Raw genomic sequence first — 22,508 nt, 5'->3', positions numbered from 1 at the left:
CGGGCGCAGGCAGCGGCGGCCCGTCCAAGGGATCGGAGATGAGATGTCCAGTGCAGCCGATGCGCCGGCGAGCGGAGCCAGCCTGAAGGACGGCCAGCTCCGAAACCTGGTCCTGGCCACGATCGCCTCGACGGTCGGGTTCTGGGCCTGGACCGTCATCGGCCCCCTCTCCAGCCGGTATGTGGCGGAGATGGATCTGTCTCCGGGGCAGGCCTCGGTGCTGGTGGCCATGCCGATCCTCGTCGGTTCGGTGGCCCGGATTCCGGTGGGCGCGCTGACCGACCGTTACGGCGGCCGGCTGATGTTCACCCTGGTGCTCGGGGCCACCGCGCCGCTGGTGCTGCTGACCGCCGTCGCCGGCCGGACCGGCAGCTTCGCGTTCACGGTGGTGGTCGCGTTCTTCCTGGGCATCGCCGGAACGGTCTTCGCCATCGGGATCCCGTTCTGCTCCGCCTGGTACGAACGCAGCCGCAAGGGCTTCGCCACCGGCATCTTCGGCGCCGGCATGGTGGGCACCGCCGTCTCCGCGTTCTTCACCCCGCGGCTGGTGGCCGCCGTCGGCTACTTCCCGGCGCACCTGGTGATCGCCGCCGTCGTCGCGGTGATGGCGGTGCTCAGCTGGCTGCTGCTGCGCGAGTCCCCGGCTTGGTCCCGGCCCATCGAGCCGACGTGGCCGAAGATCCGGCATGCCTTCACGCTGAAGGTGACCTGGCAGCTGTGCTTCCTGTACGGCGTGGTGTTCGGTGCCTTCGTGGCGTTCTCCAACTACCTGCCGACCTATCTGGGCAACGTCTACGACTGGGATGCCACCGCCGCCGGCACCCGGACGGCGGGCTTCGCCGTCGCCGCCGTCATTGCCCGGCCGATCGGCGGAACGATCGCCGACCGGGTCGGACCGCGGGCCGTGACCCTGGCGTCCTTCGCCGGCACGGCCGTGCTGGCCATGGTGGTGGCGTTCCGGCCCGAGGAGGAACGCGTCTACGGCACGGCGTTCCTGGCCATGGCCGTGTTCCTGGGACTGGGCACCGGGGGAGTGTTCGCCTGGGTGGGGCGGGCCGCACCGGCGCGCGACGTCGGCACGGTGGGCGGCATCATCGCCGCGGCCGGCGGGCTGGGCGGCTATTTCCCGCCGCTGGTCATGGGCGCGACCTACGATGCGGAGAACCGCAGCTACTTCGTCGGGCTGAGCCTGCTGGCAGTCTTCGCGGTGCTTGCGTTCATCCTGACGTTCATCGTCCGCAACGGCGGACGGGTGGACCAGCGCGCCGCGGCCGGCACCGGCTGAGCGTTTCGATGGGCGCTGTCGAACTCCTGCTGATCCGGCACGGCGAGAGCACGGCGAACGTAGCCGCCACCGCAGCGCGCCGGGCCGGCCTGCCCGCGGCCGACGTCGGCGGCCTGCGGGACTGGGACGTGCCGCTGACCGACGCCGGGGAGCGGCAGGCCCGGGCGCTGGGGCTGTGGCTGGCCGGGCTGCCGGCTGACCGGCGCCCGCAGTCGGCCTGGTGCTCGCCCTATCTTCGGGCGCGGCAGACCGCCGAGCTGGCCGGGGTCGGAGAGCTGATCAGCGGCCGGGCGTCCGGCGGCGAAGCGGACGGCCCGGGGGCGCCTGCCGGCGGCGGGGGACCCGGTCCGCCGAAGACGCCCGGCGGCGAGAGCGGTGTGCTGCGCGTGGATGAGCGGCTCCGGGACCGGGAGCAGGGGGTGCTGGACCTGCTGACCCACGACGGAATCCGCGCCCGCTGGCCGGAGGAGGCAGCGCGCCGCAGGCTGCTCGGCCGGTTCGCCTACCGGCCGCCGGGCGGGGAGTCCTGGGCCGACGTCGCGCTGCGCCTGCGCTCGCTGATGGGCGACCTGGACGCCGCCGAGGACGGGCGGCGGGTGGCGGTGTTCTGCCACGACGCGGTGATCCTGCTGCTGCGCTACGTCTGCGAGTTCCTGCTGCCCGAGCAGATCGAGCAGATAGCCGCCCGGGCCGGCGTACGCAACGGGTCGGTGACCCGGTTGGTTCGGCCGTCCGGCGGCGGCCCCTGGCAGGTTGCCGGATACAACCGGGTGGACCACCTCGCCCACGGCGGTGCATGGATCACCGACCATCGGGAGGGATGACCCAGACCCTGTCGCCGGGCAGCGGGCCGGGCCGTCCAGCGAACAGTCAAGGTCGCTCGATAGGCTGGAGCGCATGGCCGAATACCGTGTTCCTCCCCGGCAGACCGCCCCTTCCGTCTCACCGGAGCGGCGGTTCAACCGCGGGGACGCCGTAGCCGCCGGTTTCTACCTGCTGTTCGTGGGCGTGTTCAGCTTCCTGCCCATCGCACTGCCGGAGCAGCTGGCGCAGGATCCGCTGCTCGCCGCCTACGCCGTGAACGTGACCTTCTACCTGGCCGCTGCGGTGCTGGCCTGGCTCGCCTCCCGCCGTGCCATCACCACGGAGCTGCGCCTGCTCGCGGCCCGTCCCGTGCTGACAGCGGCGGCGATACCCGGCGGGGTCCTCCTGATGCTGCTGGTCTCCATGGTCGCCGTGGTGCTGGCCGGGCCGGCGGAGACTCCGGTCAACCAGCAGGCCGCCCAGGACCTGGTGACAGGGCTGCCTCCGCTGCTGGTGATTCCCATGGTGGTGGTGCTGGCTCCGTTCGTGGAGGAGTACGTCTACCGGCATCTGCTTATCGGCAAGCTCAGCCGGTACCTCAACATCTGGATCTGCGCCGTCCTGTCAGTGCTGCTCTTCGCTGGCATCCACGTGGTCGGCAAGCAGGAGCTCACCGCGCCGCTGCTTGCCCCCTACCTGGCGATGGGAGCGGTCCTGGTGGCCGTCTATATCTGGGCAGGAAAGAACTTCATGCTCAGCTACGGCGTGCACGCGGCGAAGAACCTGCTCGCCGTCCTGCTGACCTACGCTGTGCCGGCCGAGCTGCTGCAGCAGTAGCCGTGGCCCCGGGTGCCCGCAGCAGTAAAGCAGGGGCGGCGCGGGCGGCCCCGGCCCAGGCCTACGCGACGCAGAACTCGTTGCCTTCGGGGTCGGCCATCGTGTGCCACTCGTGCGGTCCCGCGCTGCCGGTCCACAGATACGTGGCGCCCCGGGCCTCCAAGGCGGCGCGGACGGCGTCCTTGTCGTCGCCGGCCAGCCGGATGTCGAGGTGGATCCGGTCCTTGACCGTCTTCGGTTCGGGCACGGCCTGGAACAGGATCCGCGGATGCCCGTCACCGTTGGGCCCGTGCAGCGCGGCGCCCTGCCGGAAAACCCGCACGCCGTTGTGGTCAACCAGGTCGTCCGCCGTGATGAGGCCCCGGGCCAGCAGCCCGTCCAGGAACTGCTGGTCCGTGGGCTCCACCTCCCAGCCAAGGGTCTCGGCCCACCAGTCGGCCTGGGCGAGGGGATCGGTGCAGTCGATGCAGATCTGGATGTCGTAGCTCATGCCTGGAGACTAGGCCGACGGCGGGAGCACGAGGCGCTTCTTGCGGACAAGTGCTGTCCGCTGCTGTCGCTGCCACTCCGGGAACCGGCTGCCGGTCCGCAGCGGCAGCGGCTTCCCGAAACGGCAGCCGGAGCGAAGTGCACGGGGAGCGGACGCGCAGTGCTCAGCGCACGACGTCGTACACGGACTTCACGATGCCGTTTGCATACGCCTCGTGCTCGGCCAGCCGCAGCGTTCCGTGGGTGTCGGTGGTGTCATCGAAGAGGCGGCGGCCCTGGCCCAGGACCACCGGAAACACCAGCAGGTGGTAGCGGTCCACCAGGTCCGCCGCCGCAAGGGACTTGGCCAGCGTCGCGCTGCCGTGCAGCAGCAGGTTTCCGTCCGTGTGGTCCTTCACCCGGGCCACCTCGTCCACTGAGCCCAGGACCGTGGTGTTTTCCCAATCCGGGTCGGAGAGGGTCGTGGAGACCACGTACTTGGGCATGGCGTTGTACTCGGCGAACTCCTCCATGGCGGGCCAGACAGGCGCGAACTCGTCGTAACTCACCCGGCCGAGCAGCAGGGCGGCCGCCTCGCGCTGCTCCCGGTCCTTGATCTCATATGCGGCTTCGTCAAAGGGGACGTCGTGGAAGGTCCAGCCGGCATGCGGATGCGGGCCGCCGCCGGGGGAGTCGATGACACCGTCCAGCGAAATGAACTCCGTGACGATCAGCTGTCCCATCCTGGCCTCCGTACGCTGTCGCGGGTCGTGCCCGGGGCAGGGTTGGTGCCGGCCGGGCCGCTGCGGATGCCACCTACTGTCGCACCGGGCAGCGCCTGAGGGAAAGGCCTTCCGGCAGCCCAGGCCCGGGCGCTGCCGCCGGCACACGAGCCCCCGCAGTTCATCGGCTTCAGGCCCGCCTCCGCGCGGCCGTGCCGCCCATCCCGGCGGCTGGGCGGGCGCGGCAGCCGCATGGTCTGGCCCGGCCCGGGACCCGCCGTCCTCAGCTGCCGGCGGCGAGTCCCCGAAGCGCCGTGTCCAAGGCGGCGACCAGCACCTGGAAACTGTCATCCCTGGAGTGCGGCAGCCCGAAACCGTCCTGGCATTCGAGGTCCGCGAATCCGTGCAGGGCGGAGCGGGTGAGGCGGATGGCGTCGATCATCGACTTTTCGGGCAGGCCGTAGCCCGCCAGCGCCGCCGCGACGACGTCCACTGCGCGTCCGGCCTCGGCCTGACGTGCACCTTCCCCGGCGGGCACGGCGGTCTGGGACAGGCGGTACAGGCCGGGGTGTTCGCTGCTGAAGCGCCGATAGGCCCAGGCCAGCCGTTCCAGCGCGTCGAAGCCGGACCGGCCGGCGACGGCGTCCAGCAAGGCGTCAGCGAGCATCCGCGTCGCCTCGGCCGCGACGCGGGCCATGACCTCGTCGCGGCCGGCGACGTGCTTGTACAGGCTGGGGGCTGCCACTCCCAGGTCGGCGGCCAGCCGGGCCACGGTCACCGCCGCCGCCCCGTCCTGGTCGCAGATGGCCGAGGCGGCCTGGGTGATCCGCTCCGGTCCGATTCCCGCCCTAGGCACCGCGCGTACCGCCGTCCGTACCCTCAAAGACGGCCCGGGCAAAGTCCCGGACGGCCGGGCCCGTCACATCGGCGTTCTCCAGCATGGGTGCATGGCCGCTGCGCGGCACCATCAGGAGGCTGCTGTTGCGCAGCTGAGCTGCTGCCCACTGCGCTTCGGTGGCCGAATCCTTCCAGTCCGGGTCCTGTTCGCCCATCACCACCAGGGCCGGCGCCTCGATCCGGCCGTTCAGCCAGGGGGCGACGACGTCGTGGTTCGTGGTGGCCGTAGCCCGGAACGCTGCCCAGCGCCCGGACGAGCTGAGGTGCCGGGTCAGCTCCCCGGCCCGGCGCTTGGCATCCGGCAGGCCCGGCCACAGGGTCGAGGCGTAGTACCGCCAGACCGCCGGTCCCCAGGGTTTCCGCAGGGCCGCGGACAGCATCAGCCGGCCCACGGATGAGGTTCCGTTGCGCAGGAACGGTCCGATGAGCACCAAACCGGCGGCGAGGTCCGGACGGCGGCCTGCGGCAATCACGGCAGCCGCGGCGGACATGGACGCGCCCACGAGCAGGGCCGGTCCGCCGCCCAGGTGTTCGACGATGGCAATGAGGTCCCGGGCCGTCGCCTCGTCCCCGTAGGAGTCAAACCTGCTGGAGCTTTCACCATGCCCGCGCAGGTCAGCGGCGGCCACGCGGAAGCCGCTGCGGACCAGCTCATCCGTCAGCAGGACAAACCCGCTGCGGTCTTCGCCGATCCCGGGGGAGGCGACAATCAGGGGCCCGTCGCCACGGACCTCTACAGCCAGCGTTCCGCCGGCGGACTGCACTTGGCTAATAGTCATAACCCAGAAGCTAATGCTATTAGCCAAACTTGGCAAGGGGTGAGTCGTATGCAGCTTCGGGATCCGTCACGCGGTTGACCCTCCTCCGTCGGAATGGGACGCTAAAGTGAACGAATGGTCGGTAAATAAGGGCGGGCCTGTGCCCGAAGCCGGCCGAGAAGCATCTGGGCAGCCGGATCCGCCGGCGTCCCGCACGAAGGAGTGACATGGCTGAAGCGTTTTTGGTGGGCGGCGTGCGGACCCCGGTGGGCCGCTACGGCGGCGGGCTCTCCTCGGTCCGTCCCGATGACCTGGCCGGCCTGGTGCTCAGCGAGCTCGCGGCCCGGGAAGGCCTGGACCCCGCCGTCGTCGACGAGGTCATCCTCGGCAACGCCAACGGCGCCGGCGAGGAAAACCGCAACGTGGCGCGCATGGCCGCCCTGTTGGCCGGCTTCCCCGACGCGGTGCCCGGCATCACGGTCAACCGGCTCTGCGCCTCCGGCCTCTCCGCGATCATCATGGCCTCGCACATGATCAAGGCCGGCGCGGCCGACGTCGTCATCGCCGGCGGTGTCGAGTCCATGTCCCGCGCGCCCTGGGTCATGGAGAAGCCGTCGAAGGCCTTCGCCAAGCCCGGCGACACCTTCGACACAGCCATTGGCTGGCGCTTCGTCAACGAGCGCTTCAGCAAGGGGGACCTCGCCCGTGACGGCAAGATGACCTACTCCATGCCGGAAACCGCCGAGGAGCTGGCCGCCGTCGACAACATCTCCCGCGAGGACGCCGACGCCTTCGCCGTCGCCTCCCACGAGAAGGCACTCGCCGCCATCGCCGCCGGGCATTTCAAGGACGAAATCGTGCCGGTCACGGTCAAGGGCCGCAAGGGCGACACCGTCGTCGACACCGACGAAGGTCCGCGCGAAGGCACCACCATGGAGGTGCTCGCCAAGCTGCGCCCGGTGGTGAAGCCCGGCGGCATCGTCACCGCCGGCAACGCCAGCTCGCTGAACGACGGCGCCTCCGCCATCATCGTCGCCTCGGAACGCGCCATCGAGAAGCTGGGCCTGAAGCCCCGCGCCCGGATCGTCGACGGCGTGTCCGCCGGCGTCGCCCCGGAAATCATGGGCATCGGCCCGGTGCCGGCCACGCAGAAGCTGCTCGAGCGCACCGGCACCCCGCTGGACGCCGTCGGCGCCTTCGAACTCAACGAAGCCTTCGCCACCCAGTCGCTGGCCTGCATCCGCCGCCTCGGCGTGGACGATTCGATCGTGAACACCGACGGCGGCGCGATCGCCCTCGGGCATCCGCTGGGCTCCTCCGGGTCCCGGATCGCCATCACCCTGCTGGGCCGGATGGAGCGCGAAGGCGTGTCCAAGGGAATTGCCGCCATGTGCGTGGGCGTCGGCCAGGGCACCGCCATGCTCCTCGAGGCGGTCTAAGTGGCGGACTTCGCAGCCTGCAAGACCCTTCGCGTCACCGAGCAGCAGGACCGCGTCATCGCCGTCCTGGATCGGCCGGAGGTGCGCAACGCCATCGACCAGGCCATGGTCGATGAGCTGCACGCCCTGTGCGCCGAGCTGGAGGAAAACCCCAAGGTCCTGATCCTCACCGGTTCGCAGGGCATCTTCGCCTCCGGCGCCGACATCGCCCAGCTGCGCGAGCGCCGCCGGGAAGATGCCCTGCGCGGCATCAACTCGACCATCTTCCACCGTATCGCCAAGCTGCCGATGCCGGTGATCGCCGCCGTCGACGGCTACGCCCTGGGCGGGGGAGCAGAGCTGGCCTTCGCCGCCGATTTCCGCCTCGGCACGCCGAAGGTGAAGATCGGCAACCCGGAGACCGGGCTCGGGATCATGGCCGCCGCCGGGGCCACCTGGCGGCTGAAGGAGCTTGTGGGCGAGCCGCTGGCCAAGGAAATCCTGCTCGCCGGCCGGGTGCTGAATGCCGAGGAGGCCCTCGCCGTCCGGCTGATCACCGAAATCCACGAACCCGACGCCCTGCTCGACGCCGCGAACGCCCTGGCGGACCGGATCGGGAAGCAGGACCCGCTGGCCGTGCGCATCACCAAGACCGTGTTCCACGCTCCGGCGGAGGCGCACCCCGTCATCGACACCCTCGCCCAGGGCATCCTCTTCGAATCCCCGGCGAAGTTCGACCGCATGCAGGCATTCCTGGAAAGGAAAAAGAAGTAATGGCATCCAGCAGCATTCCGAGCACCATTCCGAAAACTGTAGGCGTCCTCGGCGGCGGACGGATGGGCGCGGGCATCGCCCACGCCTTCCTGGTCTCCGGCGCCACGGTGACGGTGGTGGAGCGCGACGACGACGCCGCCGCCGGTGCCCTGGAGCGGGTTACCTCAGCCGTGGGCAAGAGCGTGGAGCGAGGCACCGTCACGGAGACCCGTGAACAGCTCGAAGCCCGGCTGACGGTTTCCACCGACTACGCCGCCTTCGCCGGCTGCGACCTGGTGGTCGAAGCCGTGCCGGAGGACTTCGACCTGAAGGTCTCCGCCCTGACCCGGGTGGAGGAACAGCTGGGTGGGACCGCGTGGCTGGCGTCGAACACCTCGTCGCTGTCCGTCTCCGACCTGGCAGACAAGCTGGGCCGCCCCGAGCGGTTCTGCGGGCTGCACTTCTTCAACCCGGTGCCCGCTTCCACCCTGATCGAGGTCGTGCTGGGACGGCAGACCTCCGACGAACTCGCCGCCCTGGCTCCGGCCTGGGTCAAGGACCTGGGCAAGACTCCCGTCGTCGTCAACGATGCTCCCGGCTTCGCCAGCTCCCGGCTCGGCGTCGCCATCGCCCTGGAGGCAATGCGGATGGTCGAGGAGGGCGTGGCGTCCGCCGAGGACATCGACAACGCAATGGTGCTGGGCTACAAGCACCCCACCGGGCCGCTCAAGACCACCGACATTGTGGGCCTGGACGTGCGCCTGGGGATCTCCGAGTACCTCGCCTCCACGCTGGGCCCGCGGTTCGAGCCTCCGCAGATCCTGCGCGACAAGGTGGCCCGCGGCGAACTGGGCCGCAAGTCCGGCAAGGGTTTCTACGACTGGAGCTGATCCTCAACCGGCAGGCAGCCCGTCCCCGTTTTCGGGGGCGGGCTGCCTGCATCCGGAGAATTCGCGGAGACAGCGAATGCCTATCTGCGGATTTGACTTCAAACTTCACCCCGGGTTGACTACTCGCCTTAGGCCGCTGCCGGGAATGCCTGAAAGCGGATACTTATGACAATGGGGGTCAGCATGTCGCGTATGTCCAGGATCATTAAGCCCGGATTGGCTGCCGGTGCCGCAGCCGTCCTCCTTCTCGTCTCCGGCTGTTCAGGTGAAAGCGAGGCCGACGCCCAAAGCCCCGCAGCGTCCCCGACCACAGTGATTGTGGACGGGGTGGAGTACGGGCCGACCATCGAAGGCATGCCCACCCTGAAGGAGCTGGCCTCCGACGAGCGGGGAGAGTGGCGCAAGACAACCATCCTGCCGGATGATCCTGCCTTCACCTTCGAACCCTCGGTCATCACCGAGGCGGCAAGCTCGGTCTGGAGCGAGGCGGACATCAAGGAAGCCCAGCGCCTCGCCGTTGAAATGGCGGTCGACATGATTGACACCGCAGCCAACGGCGCGCCGGGCGACGGCCAAGCCAGGGTCGACTGGTGGGAGCTGAACATGGACAAGTTCGACCCGGTCTGGCAGCAGGAGATTTACAACAGCCTGATTTCCGATGACCCGAATCTTGCCGTCGTGTTCAAGGGCACCCATCGGGAAGCGAGCGATACATCCGACGGCTACGGCCTGGTCTACGGCGAGGGCGAGGTCCATATCAAGGACCGCGCCATCGAGACGACCGCAATCGACGCCGGCCCCATCGGAGATGAGAACGGCATTTCCGTCGCCTTGAATATTGATTACGTCAACGTCGCTGAGGTCAACGGCAAAAAGACCGACGAGGAAGTGGAAGGAAAGCTGATCTACCATTTCACGAAGAGCGAGGACGGTCAGCTTCGCATCTCCGGCGTGCAGCCTGAATTCAGGTACCAGATCCTTAACTAGTAAGGCCACCAACAGTTTCCCGCGTTTGTCGGCGTCCGGCCGGCCAACGCGGGAAACTGTCGTTTCAGGGCCGGATGACGGGCTGCTGCAGCTCAGCCACCCAGTCGCTTTGATCATCGGAGACCGCGCGGAGGTAGAGCTCCCGGCAGGGCCCGGACGGAACGAATCCCCTGGCGATGATCTGCGTGTGCAGCGCCTGCCAGCTTTCGCCGATACGCTCCATGGAGCCGAGGTGGACGCCGCATACCGCGGTGGCGACGCGGGGCAGTCCCACCGTCTCGACGCCGTCGGGAGCAGTCCCGGCGTGCTCGTAGCCGGCGGTCACGCGCAACCCTGCCTCGCCTGCCTCGTACACTGCCACCGGAGTCGCCAGCGATGCTCCGGCCCGGGCCAGATCGGCAGCCACACTGTCGAACAGCGGGCCGACGACGCCGGCGATCTCGGGCTGCTCCGATACGACGGCAGTGCGGGCAGCCAGTCGGAGGGCAGGGAGTGGCTTTTCGATGATTTCAATCGGGGACATCCGGTTCTCCTTCTCGATCAGGTGGAGCCGCCGGTTTATGGGCGGGAACAAGCAGACCTGCCGCGTCCCGGTCCCGCAGCATGCGGTGGGTGACCCGGCCGATCTGCGCGAAGGCTCCGATGGCCGGCAGCTTCAGTCCTCCTGCCTGACACAGTGTGAGGGGTACAGTACATCACCCGGCGGTGCCGAAGACCGCGCGGAGGCTCCCTGCCCGCCCGAGGCTACGCTGGACGCATGGAAGCCGACAGCCGGAGCAGGCACTGGGACGGAGCCGTCAACGCCCGGGACCTGGGCGGGCTGCCCGCGGCAGGCGGACGCCGGGTCCGGGCGGGCCGCCTGATCCGGATGGGGCGCGCGGAGTGGCTGACCGAACAGGGCTGGCGCCAGGCCTGGGATGACGGGGTCCGCACCGTGATCGACCTGCGGAACGTCCAGGAGCAGGGCCGCCGGGACAGCGACCCCGACGTGCCCGATGCCGTCCAGGCCCGCTTCCGGCGGCTGTCCCTGCCGATCCAGGACTGGCAGGACCCTGACTTCACCGCGCTCACCGGCCCCTACATGGATTCGCCCAGGTTCTACCGCGAGAACCTGCGCCGCTGGCCGCAGCGCCTGACAGCCGTTATGGAGGCGATCGCTGATGCGCCCGAGGGCGGCGTCGTCTTCCACTGTTCCGCCGGCAGGGACCGCACCGGGCTGGTCGCCATGCTGCTGCTGCAGCTGGCCGGCGCGGCCCCGGAGACCATCGCCGCCGACTACGTCCAGGGCCTGTGCGGCATCAACGCCCACCACGCCCGGCAGCGCACGCCGCGGGAACGGCCGCTGACCCCGGCCGAGCTGCACGACCGCGCGGAGGCCGAACGGGCGGCGCTGCTCGCAGCCCTGGAGGGATTCGACGCCGAGGGGTACCTGCGCAGCGCCGGCGTGCGGCCGGACGTGCCGGACCTGCTGCGGGCCCGGATGCTCGATCCGAACCCGCACCACGGACACTGATCCGGGCGGGCCGGCAGCGGCAGCGGACTCGGGGGCCGCTGCCGTCCGAACACAGCTGACCGCCGAACCCTGCTGACCGCCGCCGGCGTCCGAACTACCGGCCGCTCACTGACCGGTCACTCACTCGACGCCACCTGGTCCTCAGCGGATCGGCTGAAACCCGGGCGCAGGCAGGGATGAACCCGGTCCAGCCGGGCCAAGTAGAAAAAAGAGCTCCCGGTGGGTCCCAGGAAACCGCCCGGAACCATCAGCGTGGAATACCGCGGGCACCACTGCGGAGGGGCGACGGCGATCTTCAGCGCCGCGGCCAGCGCCGGGACGTCGTGGAACCAGAACAGCTGCTGCTGTCCCTCGCGAATCAGATGGATGAGCTGCAGTTCGGCATCCACATGGATCTCGACGTCCACCCAGTAGTCCAGTTCAGCCATCCGGCGGTGGTGGATCCAGTGGACGCGGTGGCCGGGAGTGAAGCTGCGGCAGCGGGACGTGGTATCGGTGCCCAAGAAAGTTCCCCTTCGGGTTGTCCTTGCCTGCGCCGGATGCCGCTGCCCCCGCCGTACCGGGGCCTTGGAGGCGCCCTGGCGGACGGCCTGCGGCGAATGCAGGCCGCTTCGTCATCCGAACCACCCGCCGAACAAGGGGGTTGGTGTGTGGCAGGTCGGAGCCTTCCCTCGGCGCCGGGCGCGTCGGGTGCCACATCTCGTGAAGCTGGAATTACTGTAGCGCAGGGCACCGACAGCGGAAAGGAGGCCTGGGCGCAGGCCCAGGCACACAGTCGGCCGGCCGCCCTGCGCCGGCGGCCGCCCGGCATCTGCGGGGATGTCGGCTCAGCGGCAGCCGGGCCGCCCGCGGCGGTCGTCGAAGGACGCATCGGCGAGGATGGCCGGCAGGTAGCCCTGATCGTAGCCGGCGGCGTTCGGATGCAGGTCGAAAGGCCCGCCTTCGAACCGGATCCACGGGTCCGGCGAGCCGATGCCGTGCCCGGCAAACTCGTCCACCACGTCCACGAACACCGCGTCCTCAGGCAGCTGCGCCGAGATAACAGCGTTCAGCTCATCGGTGCCGGCGTTGAACAGCTCCTGGGCGGGCACGCTCAGCGCACCGGGAACCGCGGCCTCGAAGAGGTGGGGATAGCCGGTAACCACGAGTTCGGCCCGCGGGGCTGCGTCCCGGATCCGCTGCAGCGAAGCGGCAAGGTCCGGGGCAAGGACGGTCCGGGCGTACTCCTTGGCCCCGGTAATCGCTTGGGCGCAGGTGGCGGGAAGCCCGGGGCCAGCGCACGCGGCAACGACGTCCCCGAATCGGACATCGTTGCCGCCGATGGTCACGGAGACCAGGTCGGTGCCGCTGTGCAACAGTCCCTGGGCCAGCACGGTGTCAATCTGCTGCGGCAGGTCCACGGGCCCGGCCGGCGGGGCGGGATCGGTGGTCAGCGCCGTCGCTCCGGCGCAGGTGGCGTCGGTCTGCAGATCCACCCGGCGCAGCGCATCCAGCAGGGCGGGGTAGCCGAAGGCGGTTCGGCCGCATTCCCCGATGTCGTCGCTGCCGCCGTAGCCGGAGGCATAGGAATCGCCGAGGGCCACGTAGTCGACGGTCCGGCCGCGCGGGTGGTGCCCGCCGTCGTCGCCCCTCCCTCCGCGCTCCGGGGCGGCGCCGGCCGGAGCCGGCCCCGCCAGCAGGGCCAGAAGGACGACGGCGGCGGCCAGGCGGGGACGGTGCAGGATTCCGGGTGCCATGGGAACCTCCGGGGGCAGCGGGTGCGGGGAGGACCAACGCTAGCGCCCGGGCCAGGGCGCTGTCAGCCGGTGCGTCGCGGCCGGGCAGCGAAACCCTCGAAGCGAAACCCTCGAACACAGTGGTGTGCGCCACGCCGGGGTGCGGTACGCTGGACTTTATTACCGACCGTCCGGTCAGTTATCTGTGTCCCGTGCAGCCCTCCGCTGCCGCACCGAAGGCCGGAAACCGTCCCGTTCCGAAAGGGCCCGTCAAAGATGACCGCAACAGCCGTTGACGTGCAGATCGTTCCCAGTTTCGTCCAGGACGCCTGGTGGACCCCCGAGCGCAGCCAGGTCTCCGCTCCCGCCGAAGTCCGGGACGCCAGCACCGGCGAAACCCTCGCCCTGGTCAGCTCCGAAGGCCTGGACCTGGCCGCCGCCGTCGAGCACGCCCGCACGGTGGGCCAGCGCGAACTCGGCGCCCTGACCTTCCACCAGCGCGCCCTGAAGCTCAAGGAGCTGGCGCAGTACCTGAACGCCCGCAAGGCCGAACTGTACGAGATCTCCGCCCGCACCGGCGCCACCAAGGGCGACTCCATGGTGGACATCGACGGCGGCATCGGCGTCCTGTTCACCTTCAGCTCCAAGGGCAGGCGGGAACTGCCCAACTCCACGGTGATCATCGACGGCGCCATCGAGCAGCTGTCCAAGGACGGCTCCTTCATCGGCGAGCACATCTACACCCGCATCCCCGGCGTCACGGTGCAGATCAACGCCTTCAACTTCCCGGTCTGGGGCATGCTGGAAAAGCTCGCGCCCGCCTTCATCGCCGGCGTGCCCACCATCGTGAAGCCGGCTACCCCCACCGGATACCTGGCGGCCGAAGCGGTGAAGATGATCACCGAATCCGGCATCCTGCCCGCCGGCTCGCTGCAGCTGATCTCCGGGTCCGCCCGCGACCTGCTCGACCACCTCGACTACCGGGACATGGTCTCCTTCACCGGTTCGGCCTCCACCGCCAACCGCCTGAAGTCCCACGTCAACGTGGTGGAGGGCGGAGTCCGCTTCACCTGCGAGACCGACTCCCTGAACGCCGCGATCCTGGGGCCCGACGCCATGCCCGGCACCCCCGAATTCGACGCCTTCGTGAAGTCCCTGGTCACCGAGATCACCGTCAAGGCGGGCCAGAAGTGCACCGCCATCCGCCGCGCCATCGTGCCGACGGACCGCGTGAACGACGTCGTCGCCGCCGCAGCCGCCCGGATCGAGCAGCGCATCGTCCTCGGCGACCCGCGCGGTGAAGGCGTCACCATGGGTGCGCTGGCCTCCGTGGAGCAGCTCGACGGCGTCCGCGAGTCCGTGAACCGGCTGCTCTCGGGCGGCGCGCAGATTGCCTACGGCTCGCTGGAGGCGCCCGACGTCGTCCGCGCCGACGGCACCCGCGGACCGGCCGACGACGGCGCGTTCCTGGCGCCCGTGCTGCTCACCTGGGAGAACCGGGAGGCTGAGGAGCTGCACACCGTGGAGGCCTTCGGCCCCGTTGCCTCCGTGGTGGGCTACACCGACCTCGCCGACGCCGTCCGCCTGGCCGCCATGGGCTCCGGCTCCCTGGCCGCCACGGTCTGCACCAACGATCCGGACACGGCCCGCGAGCTGCTCACCGGCATCGCCGCCCACCACGGCCGCGTGCTGCTGCTGAACCGCGAGGACGCCCGCACCTCCACCGGCCACGGCTCGCCCGTGCCGCACCTGGTGCACGGCGGCCCCGGACGCGCCGGCGGCGGCGAGGAGCTCGGCGGCATCCGCTCGGTGCTGCACCACATGCAGCGCACCGCTGTGCAGGGCTCACCCAATATGCTCACTGCGGTCACCGGCGTCTGGCACACCGGTGCGGACCGCACCTTCGACGACGTGCACCCGTTCCGCAAGGACCTGGCGACGCTGAAGATCGGCGACGCCGTGCGCTCGGACCTGCGCGAAGTCACCCTGGAGGACATCACCGCCTTCGCCAACAGCACCGGGGACACCTTCTATGCGCACACCAACCAGGAGGCCGCCGAGGCCAACCCGTTCTTCCCGGGCATCGTGGCGCACGGCTACCTGCTGCTCTCCTGGGGTGCCGGACTGTTCGTGGAGCCGGCTCCGGGGCCGGTGCTGGCCAACTACGGGCTGGAGAACCTGCGCTTCATCACCCCGGTCGCGGCAGGCGACTCCATCCGGGTCACGCTGACCGCCAAGAAGATCACCCCGCGGGAGACCGACGAGTACGGCGAGGTCGCCTGGGACGCGGTGCTCACGAACCAGAACGACGAGATCGTGGCCACGTACGACGTCCTGACCCTGGTCGAGAAGCAGCGGGGCTGACGCCCTTCAGCTGATTGACCGGCTGCAGTAACGGCGAAGGCCGGCGGAACCCGTGGGGGGGTCCGCCGGCCTTCGCCGTTAAGTGGTCGAGTCATGAAGTGCTCGTGCCGGTCATTCCTGCCGGCTGCCCTCGTCGGCTGCGTCGCCGTGTCCGCTCCTGGGCGGACGGTGGGCGGAACAGACGGCTCAGGAGCGCGCGTGCAGCCCGTCGAAGACCATGGTGATGACGTCGTCGGCCAGCTTCTCCGGGGAGATCGGGCCGCCGGGCTTGTACCACTCCACGATGGAGTTGATGGTGCCGAACAGCAGTCGGGTGGTGGTGCGCGGATCGATGTCGCTGCGCAGGGACCCCTCGGTGCGGGCGGCGTCGACCAGTGCCGCAACCCGGCGGTCGAACGCGCGCCGGCGTTCCAGCGCATCCCGCTCGATCTCGGTGTTGCCGCGCAGGCGCAGCAGCAGGGTCACGTACGGAAGCCGCTCGGCCAGGACCGCAATGGTGCCCCGGAGCACGAACTCCAGGCGCTGCTCGGCCGGACCCTCGGACGCACGCGGGTCATCCAGCACGCCTTCGAGGCCGCCGAGGGCCTCCTCCAGAGCCAGCCGCAGCAGGTCGCCCTTGGACGGGACGTGGTGGTAGATCGCGGACTTGGTGATGCCCAGGTTCTCCGCGAGGATGCCCATGGAGGTCGCCTCGTAGCCGTGCCGGTTGAACACATCCACGGCGATGTTGAGCACCGACTGCTGGTCGTAGCCGGGGCGTCCGCGGCGGGTGCCGGCAGCACCCGCCGCGGATGAGGTTGAAGTAGGCATGGCTCCCATTTTCGCATGTGTCAATGAATGGACGGCGGCCGGGGCCCTGCCTGCCCCCGCGGGCTTAGCCCTGCGGCTGCTCCCTGCGCAGGTCATAGATGCGGCGCAGCTTGCCGCTGGACCGGGCCAGGGTACCCGGCTCGACGACCTGGATGCCGCAGGAGGATCCGATGTGGATCTTGATTTCCTTCTTCAATGTGGCCGCCGCGGCGGCCGCGGTCTCCGCGGTGCAGTCCTCGCGCCGTTCGATCTTCACCGTCAGCTCGTCCATCCGGTCCGGACGGGTGATTTCCAGCTGGAAGTGCGGGCTGAGGCCCGGCACGCGCAGCGCGATCTCCTCCACCTGGCTGGGGAACAGGTTCACCCCGCGCAGGATGATCATGTCATCGTTGCGTCCGGTGATACGGCCCATCCGGCGCATGGACGGCCGGGACGTGCCCGGCAGCAGGCGGGTCAGGTCGTGGGTGCGGTACCGGATGATCGGCAGCGCCTCCTTGGTCAGGGAGGTGAAGACGAGCTCGCCGTGCTCGCCGTCGCCCAGGACCTTGGTGTCATCGAACGGGTCGATGATCTCGGGGCGGAAATGGTCCTCCCAGATATGCGCGCCGTCCTTGGTCTCCACGCATTCGCCGGCGACGCCGGGGCCCATCACCTCGGAGAGGCCGTAGATGTCGCAGGCATCGATGTCGAACATCGCCTCGAGCTCGCGGCGCATCTCCTCGGTCCACGGTTCGGCGCCCAGGACGGCGTTCTTCAGCGAGGTGCTGCGGGGATCCAGGCCGGCCTTCTGCATGGCGTCGCCGATGGTCAGCAGGTAAGTGGGGGTGCAGAGGATGGTGTCCGGCTCGAAGTCGCGGATCAGCTGGATCTGCTTCTCGGTTTGCCCACCGGACATGGGAATCACAGTGCAGCCCAGGGTCTCCGCCCCGAAGTGCGCGCCGAGGCCGCCGGTGAACAGGCCGTACCCGTAGGCGTTGTGCACCTTGTAGCTGCTCTTGACGCCGGAGGCACGCAGCGAGCGGGCCACCAGGGTGCCCCAGCGGTCCAGGTCGCCGCGGGTGTAGCCGACGACGGTGGGCCGGCCGGTGGTACCGGAGGAGGCATGGATGCGCGCCACCTGATCCTGCGGAACGGCGAACATCCCGAACGGATAGGTCTGCCGCAGGTCCTCCTTGGTGGTGTACGGGAACAGCCGAAGGTCCCCGAGCTCCTTCAGGTCCTCGGGCCGCACGCCCGCTTCGTCGAACTTCTTCGTGTACAGCGGCACGCGCTCGTAGGCGTACTTGAGGGTGTGCTGCAGCCGGGTCAGCTGCAGCGCCTCCAGCTCGTCGCGGCTCATCCGTTCCTCGGGATCCCAGGTGGAGGGGTCCGCTGCGGTGGACTTGATGGGTGCGGGCGCGGTCTTCATGCGTAACCTTCGTTTCTTGCTGTGGGGGAAGGGGGTGGCGGTTGCTACCGGCGGGTGCGTGGATTGGGAATGGTGCGGGAACGGCCCCGGAACTCGGCGATGACCGTGCTGCCGCCGTCGGGCGCGGCAGCGGTGATCTCGATGTCGTAGACGCCGCTGCGGCCGGAGGATGCGCGGTGGCGGGCGACGGCGGTCAGCCGGTCCCCGGCCTTGGCCGAGGCAAGGAAGTTGATGTCGGCACCGGAAGCGACCGTGACCATGGGGGCCTCGGCCATCGCGGGCCCGTCATGCGGGTTGCAGGCCAGGGCAAAGGCGGTGTCGGCGAAGGCAAAGACCATGCCGCCGTGGGCGATACCGAAGCCGTTGAGCATTTCCGGGCGCAGCTCCATGGTGATGGTCGCTTCGCCGGCGGCGGTGTGCAGGACTTCGATGCCGAGCCACTCGCTCGTGGCGTCCTGCTCCAGGATGGGATGGGCCGGGGTGCTCCCCGGGCGTGTGGTGACGGCGCCGTCAGCCATGTGGAAACCTCTCGCCTTATTTACCGAATGTTCATTAGGTAATCCTGTGAGGGTTCTCACTGTCAAGTTTGATCCACGCCACATAGCTGCATGACGCCGCTCTCACCGCCCCGGATGCACGAAGGGCCGGGACGGGCGCCGCAGCGCCGTCCCGGCCCGATCCGAGCCCCCGTTCGCGGGGCTTCCGGTCAGCTCACCGCCGGTCAGCTACCGGCAGCGGTCACCGGCTTGACGGAGGGCAGCAGGGTCCGCGCGTCCAGGGCGGCGAGGATGAACGCGTAGTCCCAGGCGCGGTCCTTCCAGGCCTCGTACCGGCCGGACGCGCCGCCGTGCCCGCCGTCCATTTCGGTCTTGAGCACGATCGGCTCGCTGCCGGTGCCCTTTTCCCGCAGGGCCGCCACCCACTTGGCCGGCTCCACGTACAGCACCCGGGTGTCGTTGAAGCTGGTCACCGCAGCGATCCGCGGGTAGGCCGCTTCCCGCACATTCTCATACGGGGTGTATTCGGCCATGTAGCGGTACACCTCAGGGTCGGTGATCGGGTTGCCCCACTCCTCCCATTCCAGCGCGGAGAGCGGCAGCTCCGGATCGAGGATGGTGGTCAGCGCGTCCACGAACGGCACCTGCGCCACGATCGCGCGGTACTTTTCCGGGGCCAGGTTCGCGACGGCGCCCATCAGCAGCCCGCCCGCGGAACCGCCCATGGCGGCGATCCGGGCCGGATCCGCCCATCCCGAGGCGGCCACGTGGTCGGTGGCGGCCACGAAGTCGGTAAAGGTGTTCTTCTTGTTCAGCTTCTTGCCGTCGTCGTACCAGGCCCGGCCCATTTCGCCGCCGCCGCGCACATGCGCGATGACATAGACGATGCCCCGGTCCAGCAGGGACAGCCGGGCAATGTTGAACGCCGGGTCCATGCTGATCTCGTAGCTGCCGTAGGCGTACACCAGGGCGGGGTTGCTGCCGTCGCGCGCCACTTCGGCCCGCCGCAGCACCGAGAGCGGAATGCGCGTGCCGTCCGCCGCCGTCGCCCAGTCCCGCTCCGCCACGTAGTCCGTCGGATCGTAGCCGCCGCGCACCGGGGTTTCGCGGCGCAGCTGCAGCTCGCCGCTATCCAGCACGTAGTCGTACACGCGCGGCGGGGTGAGGTAGGAGGTGTAGGAGAGCCGGATGACCGGGGATTCGTACTCGGCGTTGGACAGGCTGGCCGTGTACAGCTCTTCGTCGAAGGCCGGTTCCACCGGGTCGCCCTGTGCCTCGGTGCCCAGCGCCTGGACGGGGAGCACCTGGACACGTTCGGTGGTGTCCTTGCGCACCGAAACCAGCACATGGGTGGCGGTGACCGCGGCACCGTTGACGCGCACGTCGTCGCGGTGGGGGACCACGGTGTTCCACAGCTGCTCCTCGAGCGGCTTGGCGAACTCCTCCTCCGCGACCAGGGAGACCATGGAGTTCAGGGCTCCGCGGTTGTGGGTCAGCAGGTACTGGCGCTGCCCGGCCAGGGTCAGCGGCTCCGCCTCGTAGAGGATGCGGGCGCTGCGGGGAATGAGCGTGCGCAGCTGCGCGGCTGGGTCCTCGAAGTCCATCACCCGGTACTCGCTGTACTCGGAGTTGCCGATGCCGATCACCAGCTGGCGCCGGTCCGCGGAGAGCTCGAAGCCCGTCCACATCGCCACGTCGTCCTCCTGGTAGATCACGACGTCGTCCACCGGGTCGGTGCCGAGCACATGGGCCTTGACCTGGTGCGGCCGCCAGGAGTCGTCCACCACCATGTAGAAGACCCGGCTGCCGTCGGGGGAGAAGGCCAGGCCGTAGAAGACGTTTTCGATGACGTCCGGCAGCAGCTCGCCGGTGCGCAGGTCCTTGATCCGCAGCGTGAAGCGCTCGTCGCCGGCGTTGTCCTCGGCCCACGCGAACAGGTTGCCGTCTTCGGTCACGGCCATGCCGCCGAGCGAGAAGAAGGGCTTGCCCTCGGCCTGGGCGTTGCCGTCCAGCAGGATCTGCTCGCCGGGCACCGGGACCCCGGGCTCGACGGCGGGTGGGGTCCAGTCCGCCTGCAGGTCGCCGGTGTCCCGGGCGGCGGTACGGCATTGGATGCCGTACTGCTTCCCTTCCTCGGTGCGGGTGTAATACCACCAGCCGCGCTTGCGGGCCGGAACCGACAGGTCGGTCTCCACGGTCCGCGCCTTGATCTCGTTGAAGATGTCCTTCCGCAGCTGGTCCTGGTCTTTGGTGACCTCCGCCGTGTAGGCGTTCTCCGCTTCGAGGTGGGCGACGACCTCGGGGTTCTCCTTCTCCCGCAGCCACTCATACGGGTCGACGAATGTGTGGCCGTGGTGGGTGCGCTCGGTCGGTACCTTCTTGGCGACGGGTGGCTGCGAAGTAGTCATCTGTCGAATATATCCAGCCGGGTGTCGGGGGAAAGGGCCGCCGCGGCCGGTTATGCCCGGGGCTTAGGGTGCACCCGGCGATGCGCGGCTACCGTTTCAGGAGGAACCAGGCCGTAAGGGCGCCGGCGGCGAGGAAGAGGATCCAGTTCGCCAGTACGGTCAGCAGGGTTCCGCTGTACGGGCGGGAGCTGAGGTCACGGGCGGGAATGATCACCGGTTCCGGGGCCGGGCCTCGGCGGAACTGGCCCCAGAGAGAGGTGCTGAGCAACAGGGCGCCGCCCGCCACTGCGACGGGAGCCGCCGGCAGGGCGAACAGGACCACGTGGCCGGCTGCCAGATGCAGCGCGAGCAGCAGCGCCGCCGCCCCGAGGGCGCCCGCGGCTGTCTTCCACCAGGGCATCCGCGCGAGGGCCGGCAGGACAAAGGGGGCGGCGCCGGCGGCGGCCAGCAGCACGGCGAGGGTGGCCGTCGCCGGCAGCGTCACCGCGAGGGTGCCCCCGGTGGAGGCCACGGCTCCGGCAACAGCCGAAAAGCCGGCGAGGCCGAGGAGCGTCGGGACGGTGATGCGCGCGGCCTGCGCGGCGGTGGGGCGGGGCAGGGTCCACCGATCCGGGCCCGGCCCGGGAGCCTGGGGTTCCTCGGTCTCCACATTCCTCCCTTCGCCGGATCTCTGCTCCAACTGTCTGCTCCAACGGTATCCCTGCCCCGCGGGCGGCCCGCACCGGCCATGCCGCTCGTCGGCGCTTCCACGGCGTCCCGGGACCTGCCGCTCCTTGGCGCCCGCCGGTGCGACCGGCGCCCGGGCGCCCATCCGGCCGGAACGGCGCAAATCCCGGACGCCGTCTTGACGTGCCGTCGGCCACACCCATATTCTGAACGAACGGTCGGTAAATACGGCCGCGCTTCCGCGCCCGCGGAGCGCACCGGGCGGCGGGCGCTGTTCCGGACAAAGCAGCGGCAAGACGCACAGTGAGGTGACATATATGGCTACGCAGGCACAGGCATCGCCGGAACTGCATGCTGTTCCCTCGGCCGAGGAAACGGCCGGGCAGGAATACTTCGATCGGATCATTGCCGAGGACTCGCGAATTGAGCCCCGTGACTGGATGCCGGAGGCCTACCGGAAGACGCTGGTCCGCCAGATCTCCCAGCACGCGCATTCGGAAATCATCGGCATGCAGCCCGAAGCCAACTGGATCACCCGTGCGCCCTCGCTCAAGCGCAAGGCCATCCTCATGGCCAAGGTCCAGGACGAGGCCGGCCACGGCCTCTACCTCTACTCCGCCGCCGAAACCCTCGGCACCCCGCGCGAGAAGATGACCGAGGACCTCATCGCGGGCAAGGCCCGCTACTCCTCGATCTTCAACTACCCCACGCTCACCTGGGCCGACATGGGAGCCATCGGCTGGCTGGTCGACGGCGCCGCGATCTGCAACCAGGTTCCGCTCTGCCGGGCCTCCTACGGTCCCTACGGGCGGGCCATGGTCCGCATCTGCAAGGAAGAGTCGTTCCACCAGCGGCAGGGTTTCGAGATCCTGCTGGAACTGGCCAACGGCACCGAGGCCCAGCGGCAGATGGCACAGGACGCCATCAACCGCTGGTACGCCCCGGCCCTGATGATGTTCGGCCCGCCGGATGACGACTCGCCCAACTCCAAGCAGTCGATGGCTTGGAAGATCAAGCGCTTCTCCAACGACGAGCTGCGCCAGCGCTTCGTCGGCATGATGGTCGAGCAGGTCAACGTCCTGGGCCTGACCCTGCCGGATGACCAGGTCCGGTTCAACGAGGAAACCGGCAAGTGGGAGCACGGCCCGCTCGACTGGAACGAGTTCAAGGAAGTCCTCGCCGGCCGCGGCCCCTGCAACTCGCAGCGCCTGGCCCGCCGCCGCGAGGCCCACGAAGAAGGCGCCTGGGTGCGCGAAGCCGCCGCGGCCTACGCGGCACGACAGGCACGAAAGGCCGAGGTGGCATAAG

Annotated in this window: 22 protein-coding genes and 1 riboswitch; of the genes, 10 read left to right on the top strand and 12 right to left on the bottom strand. The window is 69.6% G+C overall.

Annotated elements, in window-relative coordinates; genetic code table 11:
* The first annotated feature begins 43 nt into the window (after positions 1–43).
* The 3 genes from AC5RUW_RS12815 to AC5RUW_RS12805 all read left to right on the top strand — a co-directional run bounded on the left by AC5RUW_RS12815 (position 44) and on the right by AC5RUW_RS12805 (position 2,926).
* A complete protein-coding gene (locus tag AC5RUW_RS12815) occupies positions 44–1,285 on the top strand; it encodes a nitrate/nitrite transporter (RefSeq protein ID WP_494161042.1) in 1,242 nt (413 codons plus the stop codon).
* 8 nt (positions 1,286–1,293) lie between these two features.
* The gene (locus tag AC5RUW_RS12810; RefSeq protein WP_494161041.1) at positions 1,294–2,109 is read left to right on the top strand and encodes a histidine phosphatase family protein; all 816 of its coding nucleotides are present in this window, start codon (positions 1,294–1,296) and stop codon (positions 2,107–2,109) included.
* 73 nt (positions 2,110–2,182) lie between these two features.
* On the top strand, positions 2,183–2,926 hold the full coding sequence (locus AC5RUW_RS12805; protein WP_494161040.1) for a CPBP family intramembrane glutamic endopeptidase: 744 nt from the start codon (positions 2,183–2,185) through the stop codon (positions 2,924–2,926).
* Between the two features lie 61 nt (positions 2,927–2,987).
* Here the strand turns inward: AC5RUW_RS12805 and AC5RUW_RS12800 are convergent, their stop codons facing one another.
* From AC5RUW_RS12800 to AC5RUW_RS12785, 4 genes are all read right to left on the bottom strand, one after another.
* Positions 2,988–3,416, bottom strand: a complete 429-nt coding sequence (locus AC5RUW_RS12800) for a VOC family protein (protein WP_494161039.1) — start codon at positions 3,414–3,416, stop codon at positions 2,988–2,990.
* Positions 3,417–3,579: 163 nt separating this feature from the next.
* Positions 3,580–4,137 carry a dihydrofolate reductase family protein gene (locus tag AC5RUW_RS12795; RefSeq protein WP_494161038.1) on the bottom strand — a complete coding sequence of 186 codons (558 nt, stop codon included), beginning with the start codon at positions 4,135–4,137 and terminating at the stop codon, positions 3,580–3,582.
* Positions 4,138–4,399: 262 nt separating this feature from the next.
* A complete protein-coding gene (locus tag AC5RUW_RS12790; RefSeq protein ID WP_494161037.1) occupies positions 4,400–4,972 on the bottom strand; it encodes a TetR/AcrR family transcriptional regulator in 573 nt (190 codons plus the stop codon).
* Positions 4,965–5,792 carry an alpha/beta fold hydrolase gene (locus tag AC5RUW_RS12785; RefSeq protein WP_494161036.1) on the bottom strand — a complete coding sequence of 276 codons (828 nt, stop codon included), beginning with the start codon at positions 5,790–5,792 and terminating at the stop codon, positions 4,965–4,967. The genes AC5RUW_RS12790 and AC5RUW_RS12785 overlap by 8 nt, the downstream gene beginning before the upstream one ends.
* Positions 5,793–5,998: 206 nt before the next feature.
* On the opposite strand from AC5RUW_RS12785, the gene AC5RUW_RS12780 reads away from it, so the two are divergent.
* From AC5RUW_RS12780 to AC5RUW_RS12765, 4 genes are all read left to right on the top strand, one after another.
* A complete protein-coding gene (locus AC5RUW_RS12780) occupies positions 5,999–7,210 on the top strand; it encodes a thiolase family protein (RefSeq protein ID WP_494161035.1) in 1,212 nt (403 codons plus the stop codon).
* A 57-nt stretch (positions 7,211–7,267) separates the two neighbouring features.
* Positions 7,268–7,963, top strand: a complete 696-nt coding sequence (locus AC5RUW_RS12775) for an enoyl-CoA hydratase/isomerase family protein (RefSeq protein ID WP_494161070.1) — start codon at positions 7,268–7,270, stop codon at positions 7,961–7,963.
* On the top strand, positions 7,963–8,832 hold the full coding sequence (locus AC5RUW_RS12770) for a 3-hydroxyacyl-CoA dehydrogenase family protein (RefSeq protein ID WP_494161034.1): 870 nt from the start codon (positions 7,963–7,965) through the stop codon (positions 8,830–8,832). The genes AC5RUW_RS12775 and AC5RUW_RS12770 overlap by 1 nt, the downstream gene beginning before the upstream one ends.
* Before the next feature lie 192 nt (positions 8,833–9,024).
* The gene (locus AC5RUW_RS12765) at positions 9,025–9,819 is read left to right on the top strand and encodes a hypothetical protein (RefSeq protein ID WP_494161033.1); all 795 of its coding nucleotides are present in this window, start codon (positions 9,025–9,027) and stop codon (positions 9,817–9,819) included.
* Between the two features lie 64 nt (positions 9,820–9,883).
* Here AC5RUW_RS12765 and AC5RUW_RS12760 read toward each other — a convergent pair whose 3' ends face one another.
* Entirely contained in the window at positions 9,884–10,342 is a 459-nt protein-coding gene (locus tag AC5RUW_RS12760) for a GyrI-like domain-containing protein (protein WP_494161032.1), read from the bottom strand.
* Between the two features lie 234 nt (positions 10,343–10,576).
* On the opposite strand from AC5RUW_RS12760, the gene AC5RUW_RS12755 reads away from it, so the two are divergent.
* Positions 10,577–11,332, top strand: coding sequence for a tyrosine-protein phosphatase (locus AC5RUW_RS12755; protein ID WP_494161031.1), 756 nt, complete (start codon positions 10,577–10,579; stop codon positions 11,330–11,332).
* A gap of 116 nt (positions 11,333–11,448) precedes the next feature.
* Here the strand turns inward: AC5RUW_RS12755 and AC5RUW_RS12750 are convergent, their stop codons facing one another.
* Together AC5RUW_RS12750 and AC5RUW_RS12745 are read right to left on the bottom strand one after the other, a co-directional pair.
* Positions 11,449–11,835 (bottom strand): hypothetical protein, encoded by a 387-nt coding sequence (locus AC5RUW_RS12750; RefSeq protein ID WP_494161030.1) that lies wholly within the window; start codon positions 11,833–11,835, stop codon positions 11,449–11,451.
* Positions 11,836–11,912: 77 nt separating this feature from the next.
* Positions 11,913–12,040: riboswitch (SAM riboswitch) on the bottom strand.
* A 119-nt stretch (positions 12,041–12,159) separates the two neighbouring features.
* Positions 12,160–13,068 carry an SGNH/GDSL hydrolase family protein gene (locus AC5RUW_RS12745; protein ID WP_494161029.1) on the bottom strand — a complete coding sequence of 303 codons (909 nt, stop codon included), beginning with the start codon at positions 13,066–13,068 and terminating at the stop codon, positions 12,160–12,162.
* A gap of 255 nt (positions 13,069–13,323) precedes the next feature.
* Here AC5RUW_RS12745 and paaZ point away from each other — a divergent pair, with 255 nt between their 5' ends.
* A complete protein-coding gene (gene paaZ / locus AC5RUW_RS12740; protein WP_494161028.1) occupies positions 13,324–15,411 on the top strand; it encodes a phenylacetic acid degradation bifunctional protein PaaZ in 2,088 nt (695 codons plus the stop codon).
* Positions 15,412–15,597: 186 nt separating this feature from the next.
* On the opposite strand, the gene AC5RUW_RS12735 is transcribed toward paaZ, so the two are convergent.
* The 5 genes from AC5RUW_RS12735 to AC5RUW_RS12715 form a co-directional block, all read right to left on the bottom strand.
* On the bottom strand, positions 15,598–16,221 hold the full coding sequence (locus tag AC5RUW_RS12735; protein WP_494005751.1) for a TetR/AcrR family transcriptional regulator: 624 nt from the start codon (positions 16,219–16,221) through the stop codon (positions 15,598–15,600).
* Positions 16,222–16,285: 64 nt separating this feature from the next.
* On the bottom strand, positions 16,286–17,629 hold the full coding sequence (paaK, locus tag AC5RUW_RS12730) for a phenylacetate--CoA ligase PaaK (protein WP_494161027.1): 1,344 nt from the start codon (positions 17,627–17,629) through the stop codon (positions 16,286–16,288).
* 44 nt (positions 17,630–17,673) lie between these two features.
* Positions 17,674–18,147, bottom strand: coding sequence for a hydroxyphenylacetyl-CoA thioesterase PaaI (paaI, locus tag AC5RUW_RS12725; RefSeq protein ID WP_494161026.1), 474 nt, complete (start codon positions 18,145–18,147; stop codon positions 17,674–17,676).
* Positions 18,148–18,350: 203 nt separating this feature from the next.
* Complete coding sequence (locus AC5RUW_RS12720) at positions 18,351–20,534, bottom strand: S9 family peptidase (RefSeq protein ID WP_494161025.1); 2,184 nt, start codon at positions 20,532–20,534, stop codon at positions 18,351–18,353.
* Between the two features lie 88 nt (positions 20,535–20,622).
* Positions 20,623–21,183, bottom strand: a complete 561-nt coding sequence (locus tag AC5RUW_RS12715; protein WP_494161024.1) for a hypothetical protein — start codon at positions 21,181–21,183, stop codon at positions 20,623–20,625.
* A 334-nt stretch (positions 21,184–21,517) separates the two neighbouring features.
* On the opposite strand from AC5RUW_RS12715, the gene paaA reads away from it, so the two are divergent.
* Positions 21,518–22,507, top strand: a complete 990-nt coding sequence (paaA, locus tag AC5RUW_RS12710; protein ID WP_494005746.1) for a 1,2-phenylacetyl-CoA epoxidase subunit PaaA — start codon at positions 21,518–21,520, stop codon at positions 22,505–22,507.
* Position 22,508 lies beyond the last annotated feature (1 nt).

Source organism: Arthrobacter sp. Y3222053 (genome assembly GCF_059092805.1).
The sequence above is the reverse complement of the archived record's forward strand: the minus strand, read 5'-3'. Positions and strand labels throughout refer to the sequence as shown.